Here is a 23,682-nt window from a genome sequence, read left to right on the forward strand (position 1 = left end):
GCGTGACGCAAGTCCGCGGCGCACCATTCAGCCTTATCATCGCGACAATCGTCGCGGGGGCGATCGTGGCGCAATGCACCCCGGCGCAGGCCGAAAGCGTCGTCAAGCTGCCCGCCGCCGCCGTTGATCCGGCGGTCAAGGCGAAGCGCGCGACAGCGGTGCTTGCCGGCGGCTGTTTCTGGGGTGTCGAGGGCGTCTTTGCCAATGTGAAGGGCGTGATCTCGGTCGAATCGGGCTATCATGGCGGGAGCGCCGCGACCGCCAAATATGAGCTGACACACGACGGCAAGTCCGGCCATGCGGAGGCGGTGCGAATCGTTTATGATCCGACGCAGGTCAGCTATGGCACCTTGCTCCGTGTCCTGTTTTCGGTAGTCGCCGATCCAACCTTGAAGAATCGTCAGGGGCCGGACGTCGGGTCGCAATATCGCGCTGCGATCGTCCCGCTCGACGCCACCCAGCGCCAGGTCGCGACGAGCTATCTGGCGCAGATCGGCAAGGGCAAATATTTCGCGCGGCCGATCGTCGTCCCGGTCGAAAGCTACAAGCGCTTTTATCGCGCCGAGGCCAATCACCAGGATTTCATGCGCCGCAATCCGTCGAACGGCTATATCGTCCGCTGGGATGCGCCGAAGCTTGCGGCGTTTAAGCGGCTGTTCCCGGCGATGGTGCGCGCGACCCCGGCACCCTGACGGCTTCACTGTTCCCCCACTCGTCGCGCCTGAGGAATCATTCGTCGCAAACTGCTGGCCCCCCCTGCCCACGTGCGAGAGCAGATGGCTCGGGGATTTTGTACAAGTCGCAGGTTGCGGGGTTTTCATGAAGTTTGCGTTATCGGGCCGGCCGCTCCTCGCCATCACGATGAGTGCCGCCGTGCTCGCGGGTTGCGTCAGCAGCGCCGCTGTCGTCCCGACGCCGCGCACGCAGACCGCGACGCCGCGCCCCGCCGTTGCGCCGCGACCCGCGGGATCGGTGACCGTCCCGATCGGCCAGCCGGTACGATCGACGATGCCGCGCCCCGCGGGGCCGCTCGATCCCGGCTTTCGCCGCCCCCCAGCCGGGCTCAGCGAGCGCATCCATTTCCTGTGGCGCGCCTTTCCGGGCAAAACCGGCATCGCTGTGCAGCGCATCGACGGCGAATGGGCGCTTGCCGAGCGCGGCGGCGACCTTTTCCCGCAGCAGAGCGTGTCGAAATTTTGGGTCGCGCTGACCGCGCTCGATGCGGTCGATCAGGGTCGGCTGCAGCTCGACCAACAAGTGCGGATCGGTCCCGAAGATCTGACCTTGTTTTACCAGCCGCTCGCCGCGCGCGTCCGCGCGCAGGGGGCGGTGACCATGACCGTGCGCAGCCTGATCGAAACCGCAGTCACGCAAAGCGACAATACCGCCAACGACAGCCTGCTGCGCACCATCGGCGGGCCGGGTGCAGTGCGCGCCTATCTGTCCAAGAAGGATCTGGGCGCGATCCGTTTCGGCCCCGGCGAACGCTTGCTGCAAAGCGGCATCGCCGGAATGTCGTGGCAGCAAAGCTATTCGGTCGGCCGCAATTTCGAGGCTGCGCGGTCGGCGCTGTCTCCCGCGACCCGCCGCGCCGCGATGGACAATTATCTCGCCAACCCGATCGATGGCGCAAGCCCGACGGCGATCGCCAGCGCGCTTGCGCGGCTGGCGCGCGGGAAGCTGCTCTCACCCGAATCGACCGGATACCTGCTCGATGTGATGAGCCGGACCAAAAGCGGGCCGAGGCGGCTCAAGGCAGGTCTGCCGCCCGGCTGGAAATTCCTGCACAAGACCGGGACAGGGCAGAATCTGGGCGGGATGACCGCGGGTTATAATGACATCGGCATCGCCACTGCGCCCGACGGCACGCGCTATGCGATCGTCGTGATGTTGGGAACCACCACCTCACCGATCCCTGCGCGCATGGCGTTGATGCAGGCGGTGTCGAGCGCGGTTGCCGAATTTCATGGAAGATAATTGCTGATGCGGATCGCTGTTCTGTCGCTGTCGCTGCTCGCGCTGGCCGCCTGTGCGACCCCCGAAGCGCGGCTGCGGACCGGGCTGGTCAATGCCGGACTGTCGCAATCGATCGCATCGTGCATGTCCGAGCGGATGGCCGACCGGCTGTCGCTGCTCCAGCTGCGCCGCCTCGGATCGCTGTCGAGCCTGAAGGACAAGCGAATGAGCGATTTGTCGCTCAATCAGTTCCTCCACAAGGTCCGCGCGCTCAAAGACCCCGAGATTTTGACGGTCACGACCAGCTCGGCGGCGCTCTGCGCTTTTCGCTAAAGCAACGTCGCCCCCGCGAAGGCGGGGGCTGCTATCGGGGTTTCGGGACGCCAGCCGCCCCCGCCTTTGCGGGGCCGAGGAGTTCATTCGCGGGGTAGCCTTGCCCGCCAACTTGTGCTTAGGCGGCGGCAATTCTCCCCGCCCCAAGACTCGAAAGGCCCGGCAGACCTCATGAACATCCACGAATATCAGGCGAAAGAACTGCTCGCGAAATATGGCGTGGCGGTGCCCAAGGGCATCGCCGCGATGAGCGTCGAGGAAGCCGTCGCCGCGGCAAAGCAGCTCCCCGGGCCGCTCTATGTGGTGAAATCGCAGATCCACGCGGGTGGTCGCGGCAAGGGCAAGTTCAAGGAGCTCGGCCCCGATGCGAAGGGCGGTGTCCGCTTGGCCAAGAGCATCGAAGAGGTCGAAGCGCACGCCAAGGATATGCTCGGCAACACTCTGGTGACGATCCAGACCGGCGATGCGGGCAAACAGGTCAACCGCCTGTACATCACCGACGGCGCCGACATTAAGCAGGAATTCTACCTTGCCCTGCTCGTCGATCGCGGTTCGAGCCGCGTTGCGATCGTCGCGTCGACCGAGGGTGGCATGGACATCGAAACCGTCGCGCACGACTCGCCGGAAAAAATCCACACGATCACCATCGATCCCGCCACCGGCCTCCAGCCGCACCATGGCCGCAGCGTCGCCGCGGCGCTTGGCCTGTCGGGCGATCTGGCGAAACAGGCCGCCAAGGTCCTGGCCGGTTTGTACGCCGCATTCCTCGGCACCGATGCCGAACAGATCGAAATCAACCCGCTCGCTGTGTGCGAGGGCAAGGACGGCGACGAGCTGCTTGTACTCGACGCCAAGGTCGCGTTCGATGGCAATGCGATGTTCCGCCACAAGGATCTGGCCGAGCTGCGCGACCTGACCGAAGAAGACCCGGCCGAGGTCGAGGCGTCGGAATATGACCTCGCGTACATCAAGCTCGACGGCAACATCGGCTGCATGGTTAATGGCGCGGGCCTGGCGATGGCGACGATGGACATCATCAAACTGAACGGCGAATTCCCCGCCAACTTCCTCGACGTCGGCGGCGGCGCGAGCAAGGAAAAGGTCACTGCGGCGTTCAAGATCATCCTGAAAGACCCCGCGGTGAAGGGCATCCTCGTCAACATCTTTGGCGGGATCATGAAGTGCGACATCATCGCCGACGGCATCGTCGCGGCGGCGAAGGAAGTGAATCTGTCGGTGCCGCTGGTTGTTCGTCTGGAAGGCACGAATGTGCAGCAGGGCAAGGATATCCTGGCCAATTCGGGACTGCCGATTGTCGCCGCCAATGACCTGGGCGATGCGGCGAAGAAGATTGTCGCTGAAGTCCGCGCGGCATGATGTAATTGCCTCTCCCCTTGGGGGAGAGGGTTACGAAGACTTGCGGACTTGTCCGCTAGTCGAAGCTGGGAGAGGGTAACGTCAGTCACCGATCCTCACCAAGCCCGACTAGGCAGCAAGCTGCCAAGTCTCCCTCCTCTCCCCCAAGGGGAGAGGTGTCAGGTTGACGTTTACGTAAGCGCGAATTATGGCGCAGTGCACAATTTGCTGAGAGGAGCCAAGAGCCCATGAAAATCCTCGTCCCCGTGAAGCGGGTGCTCGATTACAATGTGAAGCCGCGGGTCAAATCCGACGGCACCGGCGTCGATCTGGCGAACGTCAAAATGTCGATGAACCCGTTCGACGAAATCGGCGTCGAAGAAGCGATCCGCCTGAAGGAAAAGGGCGTCGCGACCGAGATCGTGGCGATCAGCGTCGGCCCGGCGAAGGCGCAGGAAACGCTGCGCACCGCGCTGGCGATGGGCGCCGACCGCGCGATCCTGGTCCAGACCGACGACGACGTCGAACCGCTGGCGCTTGCGAAAATCTTCAAGGCGATCGCTGACACCGAAGCGCCGGGTCTCGTGATCCTCGGCAAGCAGGCGATCGACGGCGACAACAACCAGACCGGCCAGATGCTCGCCGCGCTCACCGGATGGGCGCAGGGCACCTTTGCCAGCGCGGTCAATGTCGAGGGCGATCATGTGGCGGTCACCCGCGAAGTTGATGGCGGCCTCGAAACGGTGAAGCTTAAGCTTCCCGCGATCGTCACCACCGACCTGCGTCTGAACGAGCCGCGCTATGCGTCGCTGCCGAACATCATGAAAGCGAAGTCGAAGCCGCTCGATACCAAGACCCCCGCCGATTACGGCGTCGACACGACCCCGCGGGTCAAGACGGTCAAGGTTTCGGAGCCGCCGGTCCGCTCGGCGGGCGTCAAGGTTGCCGATGTCGATGAACTGGTTGCCAAGCTCAAGGCTATGGGAGTGCATTCATGAAAACGCTCGTTTGGGTCGAACATGACGGCAAGGCCGTCAAGGACGCCACGCTCGCGGTGGTCACCGCCGCAGCAAAGCTCGGCGAAGTCCATCTGCTCGTCGCTGGTAGCGGCGTCGATGCGGTCGCCAAGGAAGCCGCGCAGATTGCCGGTGTGGGCAAGGTGCATGTCGCCGACAACGCCGCCTTCGATCATAATCTGCCCGAAAATGTCGCGCCGCTCGTCGCCGAATTGATGGGTCACCATGACGCCTTCCTCGCGCCCGCAACAACGACGGGCAAGAATATCGCGCCGCGCGTCGCGGCGCTGCTCGACGTGATGCAGATCAGCGAGATCCTGTCGGTCGAGGGTCCCAAGACCTTCACCCGCCCGATCTACGCCGGTAATGCGATCGCGACCGTCGAAAGCTCGGACGCGAAGCTGGTCCTCACCGTTCGCGGCACCGCGTTCGACAAGGCTGCGATGACAGGCGGTTCGGGCACCGTGGAAACCGTGGGCGCGGGCAGCGATGCCGGTATATCGAGCTTCGTCGGCGCCGAAATCGCCAAGTCGGAGCGCCCCGAACTGACCTCGGCGAAGATCATCGTGTCGGGCGGCCGCGCGCTGGGCTCATCCGAGAAATATCAGGAAGTGATCGTCCCGCTCGCCGACAAGCTGAACGCCGCGCTCGGTGCCAGCCGCGCCGCGGTCGATGCGGGCTATGTCCCCAACGACTATCAGGTCGGCCAGACCGGCAAGATCGTTGCGCCGCAGGTCTATTTTGCGATTGGCATTTCGGGCGCGATCCAGCATCTTGCGGGCATGAAGGACAGCAAGACCATCGTCGCGATCAACAAGGACGAAGACGCCCCGATCTTCCAGGTCGCCGACTTCGGCCTTGTCGCCGACCTGTTCAATGCCGTCCCCGAACTGACCGGCAAGATCTAAAACGGTCCTGTCTGTGGTCGGCAACCATCCTGGAGTCCCCGGCCTCGGCGACGCCCCGTTCAATGCCGGGGGTCGCCGGTCGGCGAGCCCGGGGATTGGCCGCGAAGTCGACGACGACGAGGATGATGGCGCCGCGGAAGACGTCCATGGCCGCGCGCTGGTCCTCGCCAGCGTCGCGCGCGATGCGCGGCTCAACCAGAAATTCCTGCTGCTGATTACCCTGTCGTCGGCGATCGCGACACTGGGCCTGCTACAAAGCTCGGCGGCGGTGGTGATCGGCGCGATGCTCGTGTCGCCGCTGCTCGGTCCGATCATGGGGGTTGGCTTCGGGTTGGCGACGCTCGAAAGCAATTTGATCAAACGGTCGCTGGTGACGATGGCGGCCGGGATGGCGGTCGCGATCATCGTTGCGATGCTGATCATCTGGGTGTCGCCGATCCAGGACGTCACACCCGAACTGCGCGCGCGCACCCAGCCGACGCTGCTCGACTTGGGGGTTGCGGTCGTCGGCGGGATCGCCGGGGTCTATGCGATCATGCGCAAGCTGTCGGGGGTGATGGTGGGCGTTGCGATTGCAACCGCATTGGTGCCGCCGTTGTCGACAATCGGTTTTGGTCTGGCAACGGGCCGGTTCGACTTCGCATTGGGGGCGGCGCTGCTGTTCCTCACCAATACGCTGGCGATTGCGTTTGCGGCGACCGGCATTGCGCGGCTCAACCGTTTCGGGCCGTCGCTGACGCCGCAGCACACGGCGATGCAGGTGATCGGGATCATCGTCACCCTGGGCATCCTGTCGATCCCGCTCGCGCTGTCGCTGAATAACATCGCCCGCGAGCTGCGCGCGCGCACGACGGTGCAGGCGAAACTCGATAGCCTGCTGGGAGATGGCGATCGCATCGATACGCTGACTGTGCGCGTCGAAAATGACGACATCGCCGTGGACGGCGTCGTGCTTGTCGATCAATATGCCTCGCAGCTCAATCAACGGCTAGCGGGCAATGTCCGCAGTGAACTTGACCGCAATGTGCGCGTCAATATCGTCCAGCTGCGCCAGCAGACCAACGCTGCGGTGCAGTTTGAGGCGCGGTTGAACCAGCGTATCGCAACGCTGGAGCAGCGCGAAGCCGACAGCGGCACGATCTTGGCGAGCTTGACCGTCGGCGAGCTGGTACGCCGCGACCGCGTGTTGATCGACGCGCAGGCGCGCCGCGTCGTCGTCCAGCGCGACCGCGAGGCCGAGGGCGAACAGGTTGCGGCGGCGGTCGACCGGATTATGAACTCGGTGCAGGCGGACCACCCGCAATGGCTGATCCAGAACGGCGCGCTGACCGCGGCAGAGGGACCGGAGCCGGAAACGGAAGCCGCAGACGCGCCTTAGTCACGGTGGCGTGGGGCGCGCCGAGCGTGTGGAGGATTATGGGTCTTATGGGTCATTGTAACCTTTGCTTGCATCGTCATGCGTCGCAGGTAACATTAGGCCAATGAAAACAACGGTACGCAACGTGGTGATGGCAGTCTTTGGGATTGCCTGTGCATCGTTGGGCACCGTCGTAGCCAAAGAGCCGATCCGGCTTGCGCCGAGTTCCAAATGGAACGTCCATTATGGCAACGACAATTGCAGCATGGGCCGCAGTTTTGGCGAAGGCGATCACAAGGTGGTGCTGGTCGCCAATCGTTATCAGCCGGGCGATTCATTGCGGTTGAGCTTTACAGGCAAGCCCGCCTACACCAGCCGCAACGACGGGTCCGTTCAGATCCGGTTCGGCCCGATCGAGGCGGCGCAGGAGGTCGAGTTTTTTCCCGCGACGACGGCCGACAAGACACCGGCGCTGATCATTCGCGACGCGGTGCGCATCGCGGCGCGCTCACCAGAAGAGATGGCGGCTTATGAGGCCGGGCTCAAGGCGGGCAACTATTCTTTCAAATTTTCCAATATCACGCCCGAACAGGAAGCCGCGGCAACCTATGTCGAGGTCACCAAAGCTCTCCGCCAACCCTTCATCCTGGAAACCGGACCGTTGAGCGGGCCGCTGGCGGCGATGCGAAAATGCACCGACGAACTGCTCTATCATTGGGGGATCGATGTCGCAAAACATGCCCATCTGACGCGAGCGGCGACGCCGAAATCCGATCCGCGCCAATGGGTCAAACCGCGCGATTATCCGCCTGCCATGATCATGGACGGCAAGCGTGCGATCGTTCATTTCCGGTTGAACGTTGGAACCGACGGCAAACCCACCGCGTGTCATATCCAGCAATCGACGCGGCCCAAAGCGTTCGACGATGCTGTCTGCAAAGCGATCATGCGCAATGCCGAATTCGAATCGGCGCTGGAAGCGGATGGAACGCCCGTTGCATCCTATTGGCTGAACACCGTAACGTTCATCTTATAATCCGCCGTAGAAGCTTAGCTTTCTTAGCAATGAAGAAATTGGCGGGTTGCACTCCCCGTTTTTCACCCGCATCGGTCTTTGCATGACCGATCTTGCTGCGCCCTTGTCCACGTTCATGGCCAATGCCGTCGGCCCCGGCGATCTGTCGGGCCTCACCCGCCTGTCGGGCGGCGCCAATATGGAAAGCTGGGCGTTCGATTGGGCGGATGGCGCCTATGTGCTGCGCCGCGCGCCGTCGGCGGATTATATGGCGGGGCGGCCCTATGGCCATGCCGACGAGGCGGCGCTGGTGATTGCGGCGCATGGCGCGGGGGTGAAGGCGCCCGAGGTTGTTGGGGTGCTGACCGACAGCGACGGCATGGGTACCGGCTATGTGATGCGGCGCGTGATGGCCGAGGTGAACCCGGCGAAGATATTGGCCGATCCGCCGCCGTCGCTGCTGAGCGATCTGGGGCGCGAACTGGCACGCATTCACGCCATTCCCGCCGCGACGATTCCGGCCGCGATCCCGTTGATGGACAGCGCGGCAGCGCTGGCCGAGCTGAAGGCGCGTTTCCTGGATTATGGCGGCGATCGGCCGGTGATCGCGCTGGCTATCAAATGGTGCGAGGAGCACCTGCCCCCGCCCGCCGAGCCGGTGCTGGTGCATGGCGATTACCGCATGGGCAATATCATGGTCGATGCGGACAGGCTGGCCGTCGTGCTCGACTGGGAACTGGCGCATCGCGGCGACGCGCATGAGGATCTGGCGTTCGGGTGCATGACGGTGTGGCGGTTCGGGCGGATCGATCACCCCGCGTTCGGCGTCGGCAGCCTCGACGACTATTTCGCGGCCTATGAAGCCGCGGGCGGCGCTAAGGTCGATCGCGAGCGCTTCCACTTCTGGCTCGTCTATCGCACCCTGTGGTGGGCGCTCGGTTGTTTGCAGATGGGGCAGGCGTGGCGAAGCGGCGCCGATTCGACGGTCGAACGCGTCGTCGTCGGACGGCGGACCGCCGAACAGGAGCTTGACCTGCTGTTGCTGCTGGAGGCGGAAGCGTCAGCAGAAGAGCGCGACCGCGCGCTGCCGTCGTCGTCACCCCCCGCTCCGGCGCCAGCCGGCGAGCCGACCAACCGCGAGATGGTGCAGGCGGTGCGCGACTGGCTGGCGGATGCGATCAAGCCCGACGCCGAGGGTCATGCGAAGTTTCAGGTCGCGGTGGCGATGAACGCGCTGGGGATCGTGATGCGCGATCTCGACGCCGGGGTGCGCGCCGAGGACCGGGCTTTGACCGATGCCTTGCTCAGCGGCGCGACCACGCTCGCTCAGCCCGGCCTGATTGCGAAACTGCGCCGCGCTGTGCTCGATAAATGCGCGGTCGACAGCCCCAAATATGCCGCGCTCGCCCGCGCCCGCGAGACGTGGGGCGGTCAAGAATAACAGGGAGAGAGACATGGATTTTGCGATGCCCGCCGACTTGCAGGCGTATCTGGATGAACTCGATGCGTTTATCGAGGCCGAGATCAAGCCGCTCGAGGACGCCGACGACAATATCCGCTTCTTCGACCATCGCCGCGAACATGCGCGCACCGACTGGGACAATCAGGGGTTGCCGCGGCACGAGTGGGAGCAATTGCTGCGCGAAGCCACGCGCAAGGCCGATGCCGCGGGGCACTGGCGTTTCTCGGCGCCGAAGAAATATGACGGGCAGGACGGGTCGAACCTATGGATGGCGGTGATCCGCGAGCATTTCGCCGCCAAGGGGCTGGGGCTGCACAACGACCTGCAGAATGAGCATAGCATCGTCGGCAATTTCCCCTTCGTCGAAATGTTCGAACAGTTCGCCACGAGCGAGGAGCAGAAGCAGGAGTTCATCCTCGGCGGGTTCGAGGGCAAGCGGCGCACCGCGTTCGGCCTGACCGAACCCGACCATGGATCGGACGCGACGCATATGGAAACGCGCGGGGTGCGCGAAACGCGCGACGGCGTCGACGGCTGGCGGATCGACGGGCGCAAGATGTGGATCACTGGCATGCACGTCGCGACCCACTGCGCGACCTTTTGCCGCACCGATGGCCAGGACGGCGATGCGAAGGGGATTACCTGCCTGCTCGTGCCGACGGGGACGCCGGGGATGACGGTCGACGAATATATGTGGACCTTCAACATGCCGACCGACCATCCGCGGATGACCTTCGACAATGTGTGGGTACCGGACAGCGCGCGGCTCGGTCCGGTCGGCGGCGGGCTGTCGATCGCGCAGAGTTTCGTCCACCAGAACCGCATCCGGCAGGCGGCGTCGTCGCTGGGCGCCGCGGTCTTCTGTATCGAGGAAAGCGTCAAATATGCCCGCCAGCGCAAGCCGTTCGGCGAGGCGCTAGCGCGCAATCAGGCGATCCAGTTCCCGCTCGTCGAGCTGGCGACGCAGGCGGAGATGCTGCGGCTGCTGATCCGCAAGACCGCGTGGGACATGGACAACACGCCGCACAAGGAGATCGAGCACACGCTGTCCGACAAGGTCAGCATGTGCAACTATTGGGCGAACCGGCTGTGCTGCGAAGCCGCCGACCGCGCGATGCAGGTGCATGGGGGCATCGGTTATTCGCGCCACAAGCCGTTCGAGCATATCTATCGCCACCACCGGCGGTACCGGATCACCGAGGGGGCGGAGGAGATCCAGATGCGCAAGGTGGGGGCGTATCTGTTCGGGTATCTGGGGTCAAGGCGGGGGACGATGGGGTAAGCTTCCCCTCCCTTGCAGAGAGGAGGGCTAACGCTTTCTTACAAACTCCGCACGCAGCACCAGCCCCTTGATCCCCTCATGGCGGCAGTCGATTTCCTGCGCGTCGCTGGTCAGGCGGATCGACTTGATCACGGTGCCGACCTTCAACGTCTGCCCCGCGCCCTTGACGGTCAGATCCTTGACGAGCACGACCGAGTCGCCATCAGCGAGCAAATTGCCGACCGCGTCGCGCACTTCGGGGCCGGCAGCATCGGCGGCATCGCGCGCGGCGATGTCTCCCGCCGACAACCATTCGCCGCTCGCCTCGTCATAAATATAATCGTCGTCGGCCATGCTGGTCCTAACTCGGTTTGCGGAAGCGCAGGGTGAACTGGTCGGTCTTGCCGCGGATTGCGGGGTCGAAGACGTTCGTCGTGCGCGGATCGTCGGCTAGGCGGTAGAGATCGCTTTCGGCTTCGAGTTTGAACCCGGCCTTGGTCAGCGCCGCGACCGCCGCCGCTTTGTCGATGCGGTGCAGGCTGTCGGCTTGCGTCGTGCCGGTGCCGTCGGCGGCGCTATGATCGACAATCACCAGCGTCCCACCGGGTTTCAGCGCCGCGAACAGCGCCGCGCTCGCCTTGTCGCCGGTGCCTTCGGGAAAGGGTTTCAGATAGAGGTCGTGGAAATTCTGCACAGTGATGATCGTGTCGAGCGGTGCGGCAAAGGCGGGTGCGGCAAACGGACCGGCGACGGCATCGACATTGGCATAAGCGGCGTCGACCGCGGCCTGATCATCGCCATATTGTTTGCGAAAGGTGATGAACTCGGCGGGCTGGAAGGCGTGGACCTTGCCCGTCGGGCCGACCGCGGCGGCGAGCAGGCGAGTGACATAACCACCGCCCATCACAAAATCGCCGACCTGTTCCCCCGGCGCGATCTGCGCGAACGCCAGCAGCTCGGCGGGCTTGCGCGCCGCATCACGCTCGCGGTCGGCGGCGGGGCGCGCCGGATCGGCGAGCGCTGCGGCATAGTCCGACGGCGCGGCATCTTTGGCGGCGAGTGGGGTCGCCGACAGGGCGAGCAGCAGGGCGAGGGTAAGCGGACGGATCATGGCATCGACTCCCGTGGTGTATCGCATCGGTATAACAGCATCGCAGCGGCTTCGCCCGTTTATTTGCATATCGCAATTTTGATGATAGGTTTCTTCGTGAAACTAAAAAGATCGGGAGAGTCGGGATGTTTGATCTGGTGATACGCGGCGGCACCGTCGTCGATGGTTCGGGCGGAACCCCCTTTGTCGCGGATGTCGCGGTCGATGGCGATCGCATCGTCGCGGTGGGCGAAAATCTCGGCGCCGGGCGCGACGAAATCGACGCGAGTGGGAAGATCGTCACCCCCGGCTTCGTCGACGTCCACACGCACTATGATGGCCAGGCAACGTGGGACGCCGAAATGGCGCCATCGAGTTGGCACGGCGTCACGACCGTCGTCATGGGCAATTGCGGCGTCGGCTTCGCGCCCGCCAAGCCCGACCGCCACGAATGGCTGATCAGTTTAATGGAAGGCGTTGAAGATATTCCCGGCACCGCGCTCGCCGAGGGCATGTCGTGGGACTGGGAGACTTTCCCCGAATATATGGACGCGCTGGAGAAACTGCCGCGCACCGTCGACGTCGCGTGCCACGTCCCGCACGGCGCAGTGCGTGCCTATGTGCTCGGCGACCGCGAGAAACCCGGCGCGATTCCCACCGAAGCCGACATCGCCGAAATGTCGCGCATCGTCGAGGAGGGCATCCGCGCCGGTGCGCTCGGTTTTTCGACCAGCCGCACCGTGCTCCACAAATCGATCGACGGCGAACTCGTCCCCGGCACCACCGCGACCGCCGAGGAACTGATCGCGATCGGCCGCGCGATGGGGCGCGTCGGTTATGGCGTGTTCGAAATGGCGAGCGACCTGAAGCGCGAGTGGAACGAATTTCAGTGGATGGGCGATCTCAGCCGCGAAACCGGCCTGCCGGTGACCTTCGCCGCGCTCCAGTCGATCGCTAAGGAACTGCCGCTAGAGGAGCAGATCGAGGAAATGCGCCGCCAGAATGCGACCGGTGCCAACATCGTCGCGCAGATCGCGCTGCGCGGCAACGGCATCATCATGGCGTGGCAGGGGACGGTCCACCCGTTCCGCTTCAAGCCGGCGTGGAGCGAAATCATCGATATGCCGTGGGAGCAGCAGCTCGCAAAGCTTCGCGATCCGGCGTTCAAGGCGCGCATGATCGCCGAGGAGAATGTCTGGCCCGAAAGTGACATTATCGACTTCCTGAAAATCGTCGCGCTCGGCTGGCCGGTGCAGTTCGAAATGGACCCCGACTTCAATTACGAGCCGAAGATGGACGAAAGCATCATGGCGCGCGCCACCGCGGCGGGGGTTTCGCCCGACGAATATGCCTATGACCTGCTGATGAAGGACGAGGGCAAGGGCTTCATCTATTTCCCGATCCTCAACTACCGCGACGGCAACCTCAATTTCCTCGAGGATTTACAGCATGCCGACGACACGGTGAACAGCCTGTCCGATGGCGGCGCGCATTGCGGGACGATATGTGACGCGGCCTCGCCGACCTTCATGCTCCAGCATTGGGTGCGCGACCGCGCGGGGAAGCGGATTGCACTCGAACATGCGGTCAGGCGCCAGTGCCGCGACACCGCCTTGCTCTATGGGCTTGAGGACCGCGGTGTGCTCGCGCCGGGCTATCTCGCCGATCTCAATGTCATCGACATGGACGCGATTAAACTCGGCAAGCCGTGGCTGGCGTTCGACCTGCCCGCGGGCGGCAAGCGCCTGCTGCAAAAGGCCGACGGCTATGTCGCGACGATCAAGTCGGGCGAAGTGACCTTCCGCGACGGCGCAATGCAGGGACCGACCCCCGGCGGGGTGATCCGCGGACCGCAGCGCGTCGAAATGGCGATGGCGGCGGAATAGGCGGGCTGAACCAAAGCTTCATTCCCGCTTCGTCATGCTGGACTTGTTTCAGCATCCCTGACCCGAACTATCGGCCTGTGCTGCGCCGGTTTCGAGGGCAGGCCATGGACGCTGAAACACGTTCAGGGTGACGAGATTTGGGCGGAGGGTCCGCCGCACGCAACTCGACTGAAGGAAAATGCCATGAAAGCCATGCAACTGCGCGCCCCCGCCTCGCCCGACAATCTGACGCTGACCGATCTGGCCGACCCCGGTGATCCGGGGCCGGGCGAGATCCGCGTCCGGCTTATCGCGTCGTCGCTCAATTTTCACGACTATGCCGTCGTCGTCGGGATGATCCCCGCCGCCGACGGACGCATCCCGATGTCCGATGGCGCTGGGACGGTCGAGGCGGTGGGCGAGGGGGTCACGCAGTTCAAACCGGGCGACACGGTGGTGTCGATCTTCTTCCCCGACTGGATCGACGGCGCCCCGCCCGCGACCGCGTTTCGTGGCGTGCCGGGCGACGGCATCGATGGTTATGCGCGCGAAGTGGTGGTAACCCCGCAGCATTGGTTCACGTGCGCCCCGCGGGGTTATAGCGCCGCCGAGGCTGCGACTTTGACCTGCGCCGGGCTGACCGCATGGCGCGCGTTGTTCGTCGATGGCTCAACCCGGCCGGGATCGACGGTGCTGGTGCAGGGCAGCGGCGGGGTGTCGGTGTTCGCGCTGCAGTTCGCCAAGGCTGCGGGCGCGCGGGTGATCGCGACCAGCTCGTCCGACGCCAAACTCGAGCGGCTGAAAGCACTCGGCGCCGACGAACTGATCAACTACAAGGAGGTGCCCGCGTGGGGTGCCAAGGCGCTGGAGATCACGGGCGGGGCCGGGGTCGATACCGTTGTCGAAATCGGCGGCGCGGGAACGCTCGACCAGTCGATGATGGCAACCCGCGTCGGCGGCCATGTTGCGCTGATCGGCGTCCTTGCGGGCTTCGCCGGACCGGTCCAGACCGGCCTGCTGATGGCGAAGAACCTGCGCGTGCAGGGACTGACCGTGGGCAGCCGCCAGCAACAGCTCGACATGATCGCCGGGATCGAGGCGAACGGCATCCGCCCGATCATCAGCGACCATTTCCCGCTCGACCGCCTCGCCGATGCGTTTCGGCATCAGGCCGCGAACGGGCATTTCGGGAAGATTGTCGTCGATATCTAACCCGCGTCATTGCGAGCGTAGCGACGCAGTCCAGAGCCTACGTAAATCGTCCTGGATTGCTTTCGCTGGGGTCGCAATGACGACTAGTTGGCGAGTCTCTAAACCCCGCTGCCATGCCCCGCGTCGCCGTGCCGGATGCTGTCGCGCTTGACGCCATATTCGGCGCCCCAGCGGTCGGTCATCTGGGCGCGGATGGTCCATAGTTCGGGGAAGAAGCGATGCCGTGCGCCGGCATTAAGCAGGTCGACGGCGCGGCCGCTGATCGCTTTCGATCCATGCCGATCGAGCGGTGGACGAGGCAGATGTGGTGGGCGCGGAATTTCTGGAACAGCTCGTCGAATTCGATCAGCGCCTCGGCGTCGGGTTTGATGCACCAAACCTCTCTCCTTCAGGGGAGGGGCCTTTTTGCTCAACCCCGCCGGTACACCCCCGCGGGCGGACGCCGCGGCGATCCTGACTGGCCGAGCCACAAGGGCGTCGCCGCCATGGTCACCGTGCGAGCAGGTCCGATGGCAGCGTCGGTTCGCTGACCAGCTTCGCCATCCGCCGCCACATCTCGTCGCGGCTGGGCTTGCCGCGTTCGACATGCGCACGGACCATCGTTTCACCGAGGCCGTAGTTGATGACATAGCTGCGATATTGATCGGTGAAGCTGACCGACTGTTCGGCGCGCTTTTCCGACACCAGCAGATATTTCTGGGTCAGCGCCACTGCGGTCGGCCGGTCAATCACGCCGTCGAGATATTGCTGCGCGATCGTCAGTCGTGCGCCGCCCAGCGCGTCGATCGCTTTGAGCAGCTGCCAGTAGCGATCGTCCGACGGCACCGCGATTTCGGCGAGCGGCATCAGCACGTCGCGTTCGGTCTCGGCCTTGCTAGCTTCAGGGAAAGCGAGGTCGATGCCGTAATTGGCGGTTCCTTCGGCGATCAGGCTTTGCGGGCTGTAGAGTGGATAGACGCTGAATTCGGTCCAGCCGCGCTCTTTGACCAGCTTTTCCTCAAGCTTCATGTTGAGCAGATGGTGGCCCGGATAACCTTCGTGGCAGCCAAGATCGAGCGCGCGCGACAGACGGATCGGCAGGTCGGTGTTGACCTGGATCAAACTGTGATACGCGCCCTGATAATAATTATAGCCGCTCCAGCTTTTGCCGGTGACGAACTCGAGCCGGAAGCTCTCGCCGTCGGGCATCGGGATATGCGCGAGGCTGCGACCGCGGCAGCGCGCGATCGCGACGTCGAACACCTTTTGCAACCGGTCCTTGGGGATGGTGAAGGCGTCGAGATAGGCCTCGACGCGCGTCGCGAGCGGGCTGTCGCCAGGGACGAGCGCCTCGACCGCGGTGAGATGCCGGTCGTAGCTGGCGAGGGGTTTGAGCTGCGGGCGGACGCCGAACAGGCGTTCGGCCTCGTCGGCGAAGGTGAAGCGGGTGCCCTCCATCATCATCAGCCGCGTTTCGGCAGCGCGCAGCTGGGCGCGCAGGAAGGCGGCGCGGCGGCGGTGGAGCGGGTCGGACAGGCGGAGCGCGGTCGCGTTGAGCCGGGCGGTGAGGTCGCGCGTCGCGGCGAGCAAGGTGGGCTTGTCGCGCGGGGCCGCCTCGGCTGAAGTCTTGAGTTCGGGCGGGCCATAATAGGCGTCGATATAGCCGTCCTCATGGGTGCCGATTTCGAGTGTCAGCCGGAGGTACGTCGCGGCAATGTCGGTCAGCGCCTGCGCCGAGGCCGGAGCGCGCCGCACGTCGATGGTGGCGACGTCGGCCGTACCGCGCGCACTTTGGTTCGCCGCGCAGCCCGACAATATGGAGGCGGCCACCAGCGCCAAGGTTATCGAACGGAGCATCATGCGGTAACCGGATCGTCGTCTTCTGAGGTGTCCTCAACATCGCCGTCGGCGGCGATTTCGGCGGCGGATTCGCGTTCGACAGCATCATGCTGGTGATGGAGCGGGGCGAAGCGTAGCACGGCAAAGCCGACCAGCGCCGCGGCGAGCGATCCCATCAGGACGCCGATCTTGGCCTCTTCGATCAGCAGCGCATTGCCAGGGAAGGCGAGGCCGCCGATGAATAGGCTCATCGTGAAGCCGATCCCGCACAGCATCGCAATGCCATAGATCTGGAGCCAGGTCGCGCCGCGCAGCTTGCCCGCGATGCCGAATTTGACCGCGAGCCAGACGCTGCCGAAAATCCCGATCTGTTTGCCGAAGAAGAGGCCGGCCGCGATACCAAGCGGCAGTGGCGCAAAAATCTGTTCGATCGTCAGCGCGCCGATATCGACCCCGGCGTTGGCGAAGCCAAACAGCGGCACGATGGCAAAGGCGACCCAGGGATGAAGACCGTGCTCGAGCCGGTGAAGCGGCGAGGTCTGGCTGTCGGGGGTGCCAGGGGTGCGCTCGAACGGGATCGCCATCGCAGCCAGCACCCCGGCGATCGTGGCGTGGACGCCCGAGAGTAGCATTGCGTACCACAGGAACAGGAACATCAGGACGTAGAGCGGCAGGCTTTTTACCCCTTGCCGGTTCATGACGAACATCGTGCCCAGGATCGCGGCAGCGGCGGCGAGGGCCATCATGTTGATCTCGGCCGTATAGAAGAGCGCGATGATCGCGACCGCGCCCATGTCATCGACAATGGCAACGGTGACGAGGAAGAGTTTGAGCGACGTCGGCGCGCGCTTGCCGAGGAGCGCCAGCACGCCCATCGCAAAGGCAATGTCGGTCGCGGCCGGGATCGCCCAGCCTTGCGCCAGTCCCGGCGTCGACCCGGCGAATATCAGGTATAGCGCAGCGGGTACCGCCATCCCCGCTGCCGCCGCGATAAAGGGCAAGCGCCGCCGGTCCCAACTCGCCAGCCGTCCGTCGACAAACTCACGCTTGATTTCAAGCCCGACGAGCAGGAAAAAAACCGCCATCAACCCGTCGTTGATCCACAGATGAACCGTCATCGGGCCGAGCTTGTCGGTGAGCACAGGTCCGGTCACCGCATGGATTAGATGGTGATAATCATCGCCCAGCGCCGAATTGGCGATAATCATCGCCATAATCGCGGCGAAAATCAGCAGCATTCCTCCGGCGCTTTCGCTTTCAAGAAAGTCGCGCAGCGCCGAACGGGGCGGATTTCTGCCGGTCATGGGTCGGTGGTTCCTCTTGTTGCCCAGGGATGGCCGGTGTCCTAGCTCTATGCGCTCAGCTTTACAAATCCGCCTTGCGCTCCAGCAATATCGGGGTGGCCGGCGCTATCGATTGCATGGCTGGGGCGGGACTACGGCTGGGCTATGGCATTGGCGATACGGGCCGCGCGCGCGCCTATGGGCAGGCCGGTATCGTCGGGGCGCGGCGGCGCGGCAGGTTTGCCGGTGGGGCGAGTGTGATCGACCACAGGGTCGGTGCTGGCGAGAGTGCGCCGCTGCGGGTCGGCGCGCTGGCGGCAGGCGCTGTGCAGCCGGGCGCGGCGCGCGTAAATGTCGGACCGCGGTTGACTTTGCGCCTGCCCGATGTCGGCGAAGGCAGCCGGATCGCGCTCGATTGGCGCCAACGCATCGCGGGCGACGCGCGCCCCGCCAGCGGGCTTGCGCTGACGCTCGCGAGCGACTTTTAAACCGCGGCAAAAATAGCGGTCCAGCCGATTCCCCGCCCCGGAAAAATGGTCTAGGGTCATGGGACTCGGCGCAGTTTTACGCCGCAGACGCATGTTTCGAGGCCTATGGACCTTTACCTTCCTGTCGCCAATCTGTCGGTCAATGCACTGGTCATCGTCTTGTTGGGCGGCGGCGTCGGGTTTTTGTCGGGCATGTTCGGGGTCGGCGGCGGGTTCCTGACCACGCCGCTGCTGATCTTTTACGGCATTCCGCCGACCGTTGCGGCGGCATCGGCGGCGACGCAGGTCACCGGCGCGAGCGTATCGGGGGTGATGGCGCATCTCGAACGCGACGGAGTTGATCTGCGCATGGGGGCGGTGCTCGTCGCGGGCGGCCTGCTCGGGTCGTTGATTGGCGCCGGATTGTTCGAACTGCTCACCGCCTGGGGCCAGATCGATACGGTGATTTCGATCCTTTACGTGGCGCTGCTCGGCACCGTCGGCACGTTCATGGGCCGCGAGGCGTGGGGCAGCTTTCGCGCCGCGCAGGCCGGATTGCCCGCCCCGGCGCGCAAACGGCGCCACCATCCGATGGTCGCCAATCTGCCGCTGCGCTGGCGCTTCTATCGTTCGGGTCTGTACATCTCGCCGCTCGCGCCGCTGCTGCTCGGGATGATCGGCGGGGTGCTGACGATGCTGCTCGGGGTCGGTGGCGGGTTCATCATGGTCCCCGCGATGCTTTACCTGCTTGGCATGGGAACGCAGGTCGTTGTCGGCACGTCGCTGTTCCAGATCCTGTTCGTGACGATCGCGACAACGATGGTCCATGCGCTGACGACGGGAGCGGTCGACATCGTGCTCGCGGCGCTGCTGCTCCTGGGTAGCGTGGTGGGAGCGCAGTTCGGGGCGCGCTTTGCGCAAAAGGCGCGGCCAGAATATCTGCGGCTGGCGCTGGCGGTGATCGTGCTGTTGGTGGCGCTACAAATGGCGGTCGGGTTGTTCATCCGCCCCGATGAAATTTACTCGGTGCAATGACCGGTTGGCGCGCCTCGGTTCTGATGCTCGTCGCGCTGACCTTCGCGCCGGTCACGGTGCAGGCGGCCGATCCGCGGCTGGTTCCCGATGTGTCGAGCCGCGCGATCGACATCCAATACAGCTTTACCGGCGAGGAATTGCTGTTGTTCGGCGCGATCCTCTATCCCGGCCAGCGGCTGCCCGACGACCGCGCGGACATCGTCGTGGTGCTGAAGGGGCCAGTGCGCCCGATCGTGTTGCGCGAAAAGCGCCGCGTCGCCGGGATCTGGGTCAACGCCAGCAGCATCCGTTTGCGCACCTCGCCGGGATTCTATGCGATCGGATCGTCGCGCCCGATTGACAAGCTGGTCGACGAACGCACCGCAGCGATTTTCGAACTGGGGCTCGCCAATCTGTCGATGTCGCCGACCGAGTTTTCCGAAGCCAGCAAGCTCGAACGCTTCGAAGCCGGGCTGACCGACCTCTATCGCCGCCTTGGCCTGTTCTATGAAAATCCGGCGGCGGTCGAGATTACCGAGGGGGTGCTTTATCGCGCGCGCATCCCGGTACCCGCGCGCGTTCCGGTCGGTACCTATCGCGCCGAAACCTTTTTGATCAGCCGCGGCCGCGTGCTCGCGGTCGCGTCGCGCGACGTCCAGATCCGCAAGGCAGGGTTTGAGCGTTTTGTCGCGCTGGCTGCGGAGCGCCACGGCTTTCTCTATGGCCTGACCGCGGTGATTCTATCGTTGCTGCTCGGCTATGCCGCATCGGCGATTTTCCGCCGTCGTTGACCCGAGTTCCGGGGCGGACGCCTTTAGCCAATATTTACCCTGACCTGCGATACCGAAGTACGGGATCATTTTAGGCGGGGCATTTTGATGGATATGCAGGGTGGCGGATTTCCCGCCGGTGATTCGACCGCGGCGCAGCATGTTCGGCTCGCCGGTGGAGGCGTGGCCGCTTCGGTGGCACCGGTGATCAATCATCATCGCGACGATCTGATGATCGGCGAAGTGATCGATATTTCGGGTTCGGCCTCGCGCATCCTGCTTGATGCGGCGACGATCGGCAAATTGTCGGCGTCGACCGATGCCGCCGTCGCCATGGCCGGGCAGGTCGGGGCGCAGGTCAAGGTTCGCGTCGGCAATATCTGGCTGATCGCCAGCATTCGCGACCAGCAATTGCACGAGCGCGGCGAAGGGCTGATCATTGCGACGATCGACTTCCTGGGCGAAGGCGAAGAGGAAAAAATCACCGGCCGTATTTCGAATTTCCGCCGCGGCGTCACCCGCTATCCGATCCCGGGCAGCCAGGTTTTCGCGGCGACCAGCGCCGACCTGAAACAGATTTATGCTGCTGACGAGCGCGCGCATGTCGAAATTGGCACCGTCTATCCGACCAAGGATATTCGCGGTTCGCTGTATGTCGATGCGATGCTCGGCAAGCATTTTGCGCTGCTCGGCTCGACCGGTACCGGCAAATCGACCAGCGCGGCGCTGATTCTGCACAAGATTTGCGAACTCGCGCCGCAGGGTCATATCGTGATGATCGATCCGCACGGCGAATATTCGGCGGCGTTCAAGGGCATCGGCGCGCTGTTCGACGTCGACAACCTCGCTATGCCCTATTGGCTGATGAACTTCGAGGAGCATTGCGAAGTGTTCGTCACCGCTGAAGGCCGCGACCGCCAGTCCGACTGCGACGTGCTGTCGCGCTGTCTGCTGCAGGCGCGGACGAAGAACCGGCTGGCCGAAGGCATGACCAAGATCACGGTCGATTCGCCGATCCCCTATCTGCTGTCCGACCTGCTGAGCATCCTGACCAACGAGATGGGCAAGCTCGACAAGGCGACGTCGAGCGCGCCGTTCATGCGCATCAAGGGCAAGATCGAGGAAATGCGCGCCGATCCGCGCTATAATTTCATGTTTTCGGGCATGCTGGTCGCCGACACGATGGCGAACTTTCTCGGCAAGATCTTCCGTCTGCCTTCCGACGGGCGCCCGATTTCTATCATCGACGTGTCGGGGGTGCCCTCGGACATCACCGGGGTTGTCGTCGCGGTACTGTCGCGGCTGACGTTCGACTATGCGATCTGGTCGCGCGGCGAGCCGCAGCGCCCGATCCTGCTCGTCTGTGAAGAAGCTCACCGCTACATCCCGTCGAAAGACACGGGGCAGGGTCAGGCGGTCCGCAAGATCCTGGAACGGATCGCCAAGGAAGGCCGCAAATATGGCGTGTCGCTGGGGCTAATCACCCAGCGCCCCTCCGATCTGGCCGAAGGCGTGCTGTCGCAGTGCGGTACGATCATTTCGATGCGTCTGAACAATGAGCGCGACCAGCATTTCGTGAAAGCCGCGATGCCCGAAGGCGCGCGTGGTTTCATCGATTCGATCCCGGCGCTGCGCAACCGCGAATGTATCGTCTGCGGCGAAGGCGTGTCGATCCCGATCCGCGTCTATCTCGATACGCTGGAGGAAGACAAGCGGCCGGCTTCGAGCGATCCGCTGTTCTCGAAGCTGTGGCGCGAAACCGGCGGCGAGGCGGAGATTCTGGAGCGCGTGGTCAAGCGCTGGCGCAGCCAGGGGCGGTGAGATTTCTCTCCTCCCTGCAAGGGAGGGGAGAAAATGGGGCTATTTGGTCGCGGGCGGTTCCCACAGCTCGATCGGATTGCCTTCGGGGTCCTGGACGCGCGCGAACCGGCCGGTGGCGGGGTCGTTCCATCCTTCCTTGATGATCACATCGTCGCCCGCAGCATAAAATGGGGCGAGCACAGCTTCGAGATCGTCGACGCGCAGGTTGATCATATATTGGCGGTCACCAGCGAAATAGTCGGTGTCGGCCTTGAACGGCGCGAACACCACCGGACCTGCGGCGACATTCCATGTCCATTCGTTGATCGGGCCGGTGTCGTCGGCGTTGCACCCGGCACCGATGCCCAGCCGTTCCTTGTACCAGGCGTTGAGCGCGTCGGGATCGCGCGCCCGAAAAAACAGCCCGCCGATGCCTTTGACATGTCCCATATCCGCCTCCTTGCCGCGTGGCAGGCAGGCTAGCCCGATTGGCTCAGCGTTTCCACTCTCCGCTGCCGCGGAATTCTTCGCGGACCTGACCCGACTGGTTTAGCCGGGGGTCGGTGTAGGTCGGCGCCGGAATCGGGGCGGCTACGGGCGATGACATGACAGGAGCGGTCGGTGCCATGGTGCCAGGTAGCGGCGCGGCGGCGACATCGGGCAGCGGGGCGCCGACGCCGCCGAGCATCGGGGCCGGACCCGCAACGGGCGGCAGCCCCTGACCCTTCAGGATCGCGAGTTGCTGCGCCAGCGGCAGATAGGGTCCGGGGACTGGCTCGCGGCCGAGGTACGGGGCGCGGAAAGCGTCGGGCATGCCCCAGCGACCGCGCCAGCGGTGGAAGATATGCGCGCCGACGACATTGGTCATCACCAGGCTCTTGCCCCAGCGCGGCCAAATCGCCTGGGTGTGATAATGGGTCGCGAGGCCGACCTTGGGGAACACGAATCCGCCGAGAGCTGCCGAAGCGACCCGGCTGGCGCGCAGCCAGTTGGGCTTGCTCGGCGCCCGCGCCATCGCGCCGTCGCAGCTGAAGGTGAACTGGCAGACCCCGGCGCGCTGCGACCCCTGAAACACGACGCCGCACACGGTGTTGGGGAAACTCGGGTGGCGGACGCGGTTGATGACCGTCTGCGCGACGCCGCGCATGCCGTCGTCAGTCTCCGACGCTGCCTCGTAGTAGATGGCCGACGTCAGGCAATAATGCGCGCGTTCGCGGTCGAGCGCGGTGACGCCGCGAAAGGCATAGGGTTTGGCGGGCGGCCCGACAAAGGCTTCGTCGCGCAGCAAGGCCGGGTCGGCGGGGGGCAGCGCCGTAGCGTCGCCAAAGCCGATGCTGGCCGGATCGGGCAGCGTCGGGTCGATCTTGAGCGCTTCCTCATAATCCTCGGCATTCATGATCGCCCAGCGCGCGGGGTCAAAGGCGCGAAAATCGAGCGGCACCGAGACGCTGTAGGGGCCGAACACGGCGGGCGGGCGAAGCTGCCCGCTCGACAGCAGAAACGCCAGACACGCGACTGCCATCACCGCAACGATCGCCGCCCAAAAGGCACGCCCCGGCCCCGCCGGTTTTTCCGGCGCCGGGTCGCGCCAGGTCGAGCGGGCGGTCAGGTTGAGTTCGGGCTTCATCAATCGCCAAATTTCCATCGCCGCGCCCGCGCCGATTCGCGCGATCGTGGTGCCAATCAGCCTTATACCGCA

The 23,682-nt window shown here is 64.4% G+C and carries 23 protein-coding genes; 16 read left to right on the top strand and 7 right to left on the bottom strand.

Translation table 11 applies throughout. The annotated features are described in order from the left end of the window. Nucleotides 1-2: 2 nt before the first annotated feature. The 10 genes from msrA (at nt 3) to K0M74_RS17060 (ending at nt 10,685) form a co-directional block, all read left to right on the top strand. Nucleotides 3-692, top strand: a complete 690-nt coding sequence (msrA, locus tag K0M74_RS17015) for a peptide-methionine (S)-S-oxide reductase MsrA (protein WP_293975175.1) — start codon at nt 3-5, stop codon at nt 690-692. Between the two features lie 169 nt (nt 693-861). Next, the gene (locus K0M74_RS17020) at nt 862-1,977 is read left to right on the top strand and encodes a serine hydrolase (protein WP_293975178.1); all 1,116 of its coding nucleotides are present in this window, start codon (nt 862-864) and stop codon (nt 1,975-1,977) included. Nucleotides 1,978-1,983: 6 nt separating this feature from the next. Further along, nucleotides 1,984-2,289, top strand: coding sequence for a hypothetical protein (locus K0M74_RS17025; protein ID WP_293975181.1), 306 nt, complete (start codon nt 1,984-1,986; stop codon nt 2,287-2,289). A gap of 171 nt (nt 2,290-2,460) precedes the next feature. Continuing rightward, entirely contained in the window at nt 2,461-3,666 is a 1,206-nt protein-coding gene (sucC, locus tag K0M74_RS17030; protein ID WP_293975184.1) for an ADP-forming succinate--CoA ligase subunit beta, read from the top strand. A 227-nt stretch (nt 3,667-3,893) separates the two neighbouring features. Then, entirely contained in the window at nt 3,894-4,643 is a 750-nt protein-coding gene (locus K0M74_RS17035; protein WP_293975187.1) for an electron transfer flavoprotein subunit beta/FixA family protein, read from the top strand. Beyond that, nucleotides 4,640-5,569: an electron transfer flavoprotein subunit alpha/FixB family protein gene (locus K0M74_RS17040; RefSeq protein WP_293975190.1), complete on the top strand. Its 930-nt coding sequence runs from the start codon at nt 4,640-4,642 to the stop codon at nt 5,567-5,569. The genes K0M74_RS17035 and K0M74_RS17040 overlap by 4 nt, the downstream gene beginning before the upstream one ends. Nucleotides 5,570-5,582: 13 nt before the next feature. Then, on the top strand, nt 5,583-6,947 hold the full coding sequence (locus K0M74_RS17045) for a DUF389 domain-containing protein (RefSeq protein WP_293975193.1): 1,365 nt from the start codon (nt 5,583-5,585) through the stop codon (nt 6,945-6,947). Between the two features lie 103 nt (nt 6,948-7,050). Beyond that, on the top strand, nt 7,051-7,962 hold the full coding sequence (locus tag K0M74_RS17050; RefSeq protein ID WP_293975196.1) for an energy transducer TonB: 912 nt from the start codon (nt 7,051-7,053) through the stop codon (nt 7,960-7,962). 82 nt (nt 7,963-8,044) lie between these two features. After that, nucleotides 8,045-9,382: a phosphotransferase family protein gene (locus K0M74_RS17055; protein WP_293975198.1), complete on the top strand. Its 1,338-nt coding sequence runs from the start codon at nt 8,045-8,047 to the stop codon at nt 9,380-9,382. 13 nt (nt 9,383-9,395) lie between these two features. Continuing rightward, nucleotides 9,396-10,685: an acyl-CoA dehydrogenase family protein gene (locus tag K0M74_RS17060; protein ID WP_293975201.1), complete on the top strand. Its 1,290-nt coding sequence runs from the start codon at nt 9,396-9,398 to the stop codon at nt 10,683-10,685. A gap of 27 nt (nt 10,686-10,712) precedes the next feature. Here the strand turns inward: K0M74_RS17060 and K0M74_RS17065 are convergent, their stop codons facing one another. After that, complete coding sequence (locus K0M74_RS17065) at nt 10,713-11,018, bottom strand: alkylphosphonate utilization protein (protein WP_293975205.1); 306 nt, start codon at nt 11,016-11,018, stop codon at nt 10,713-10,715. Nucleotides 11,019-11,025: 7 nt separating this feature from the next. After that, nucleotides 11,026-11,775 (bottom strand): methyltransferase, encoded by a 750-nt coding sequence (locus tag K0M74_RS17070; RefSeq protein ID WP_293975208.1) that lies wholly within the window; start codon nt 11,773-11,775, stop codon nt 11,026-11,028. A gap of 125 nt (nt 11,776-11,900) precedes the next feature. Here K0M74_RS17070 and K0M74_RS17075 point away from each other — a divergent pair, with 125 nt between their 5' ends. Together K0M74_RS17075 and K0M74_RS17080 are read left to right on the top strand one after the other, a co-directional pair. Then, nucleotides 11,901-13,640, top strand: coding sequence for an amidohydrolase family protein (locus K0M74_RS17075; RefSeq protein ID WP_293975211.1), 1,740 nt, complete (start codon nt 11,901-11,903; stop codon nt 13,638-13,640). Between the two features lie 183 nt (nt 13,641-13,823). After that, nucleotides 13,824-14,831 (top strand): NAD(P)-dependent alcohol dehydrogenase, encoded by a 1,008-nt coding sequence (locus K0M74_RS17080; protein WP_293975214.1) that lies wholly within the window; start codon nt 13,824-13,826, stop codon nt 14,829-14,831. Nucleotides 14,832-14,929: 98 nt separating this feature from the next. Here the strand turns inward: K0M74_RS17080 and K0M74_RS17085 are convergent, their stop codons facing one another. The 3 genes from K0M74_RS17085 to nhaA form a co-directional block, all read right to left on the bottom strand. Continuing rightward, on the bottom strand, nt 14,930-15,205 hold the full coding sequence (locus K0M74_RS17085) for a hypothetical protein (protein WP_293975217.1): 276 nt from the start codon (nt 15,203-15,205) through the stop codon (nt 14,930-14,932). A gap of 115 nt (nt 15,206-15,320) precedes the next feature. After that, a complete protein-coding gene (locus K0M74_RS17090; RefSeq protein ID WP_293975220.1) occupies nt 15,321-16,670 on the bottom strand; it encodes a hypothetical protein in 1,350 nt (449 codons plus the stop codon). After that, the gene (gene nhaA, locus K0M74_RS17095; protein WP_293975223.1) at nt 16,667-17,953 is read right to left on the bottom strand and encodes a Na+/H+ antiporter NhaA; all 1,287 of its coding nucleotides are present in this window, start codon (nt 17,951-17,953) and stop codon (nt 16,667-16,669) included. The genes K0M74_RS17090 and nhaA overlap by 4 nt, the downstream gene beginning before the upstream one ends. 95 nt (nt 17,954-18,048) lie before the next feature. Here nhaA and K0M74_RS17100 point away from each other — a divergent pair, with 95 nt between their 5' ends. From K0M74_RS17100 to K0M74_RS17115, 4 genes are all read left to right on the top strand, one after another. After that, nucleotides 18,049-18,420: a hypothetical protein gene (locus K0M74_RS17100; RefSeq protein ID WP_293975226.1), complete on the top strand. Its 372-nt coding sequence runs from the start codon at nt 18,049-18,051 to the stop codon at nt 18,418-18,420. Nucleotides 18,421-18,525: 105 nt separating this feature from the next. Further along, on the top strand, nt 18,526-19,434 hold the full coding sequence (locus K0M74_RS17105) for a sulfite exporter TauE/SafE family protein (protein WP_088442729.1): 909 nt from the start codon (nt 18,526-18,528) through the stop codon (nt 19,432-19,434). Beyond that, on the top strand, nt 19,431-20,204 hold the full coding sequence (locus tag K0M74_RS17110) for a TIGR02186 family protein (protein ID WP_293975229.1): 774 nt from the start codon (nt 19,431-19,433) through the stop codon (nt 20,202-20,204). The genes K0M74_RS17105 and K0M74_RS17110 overlap by 4 nt, the downstream gene beginning before the upstream one ends. A gap of 210 nt (nt 20,205-20,414) precedes the next feature. Beyond that, nucleotides 20,415-22,004 carry a DUF87 domain-containing protein gene (locus K0M74_RS17115; protein ID WP_293975379.1) on the top strand — a complete coding sequence of 530 codons (1,590 nt, stop codon included), beginning with the start codon at nt 20,415-20,417 and terminating at the stop codon, nt 22,002-22,004. A 39-nt stretch (nt 22,005-22,043) separates the two neighbouring features. On the opposite strand, the gene K0M74_RS17120 is transcribed toward K0M74_RS17115, so the two are convergent. Continuing rightward, nucleotides 22,044-22,433 carry a VOC family protein gene (locus K0M74_RS17120; protein WP_293975232.1) on the bottom strand — a complete coding sequence of 130 codons (390 nt, stop codon included), beginning with the start codon at nt 22,431-22,433 and terminating at the stop codon, nt 22,044-22,046. Between the two features lie 43 nt (nt 22,434-22,476). Further along, nucleotides 22,477-23,628 carry a cell wall hydrolase gene (locus K0M74_RS17125; protein ID WP_293975235.1) on the bottom strand — a complete coding sequence of 384 codons (1,152 nt, stop codon included), beginning with the start codon at nt 23,626-23,628 and terminating at the stop codon, nt 22,477-22,479. Nucleotides 23,629-23,682 lie beyond the last annotated feature (54 nt).

This window comes from Sphingopyxis sp., from assembly GCF_019459305.1.
Lineage (GTDB): Bacteria > Pseudomonadota > Alphaproteobacteria > Sphingomonadales > Sphingomonadaceae > Sphingopyxis.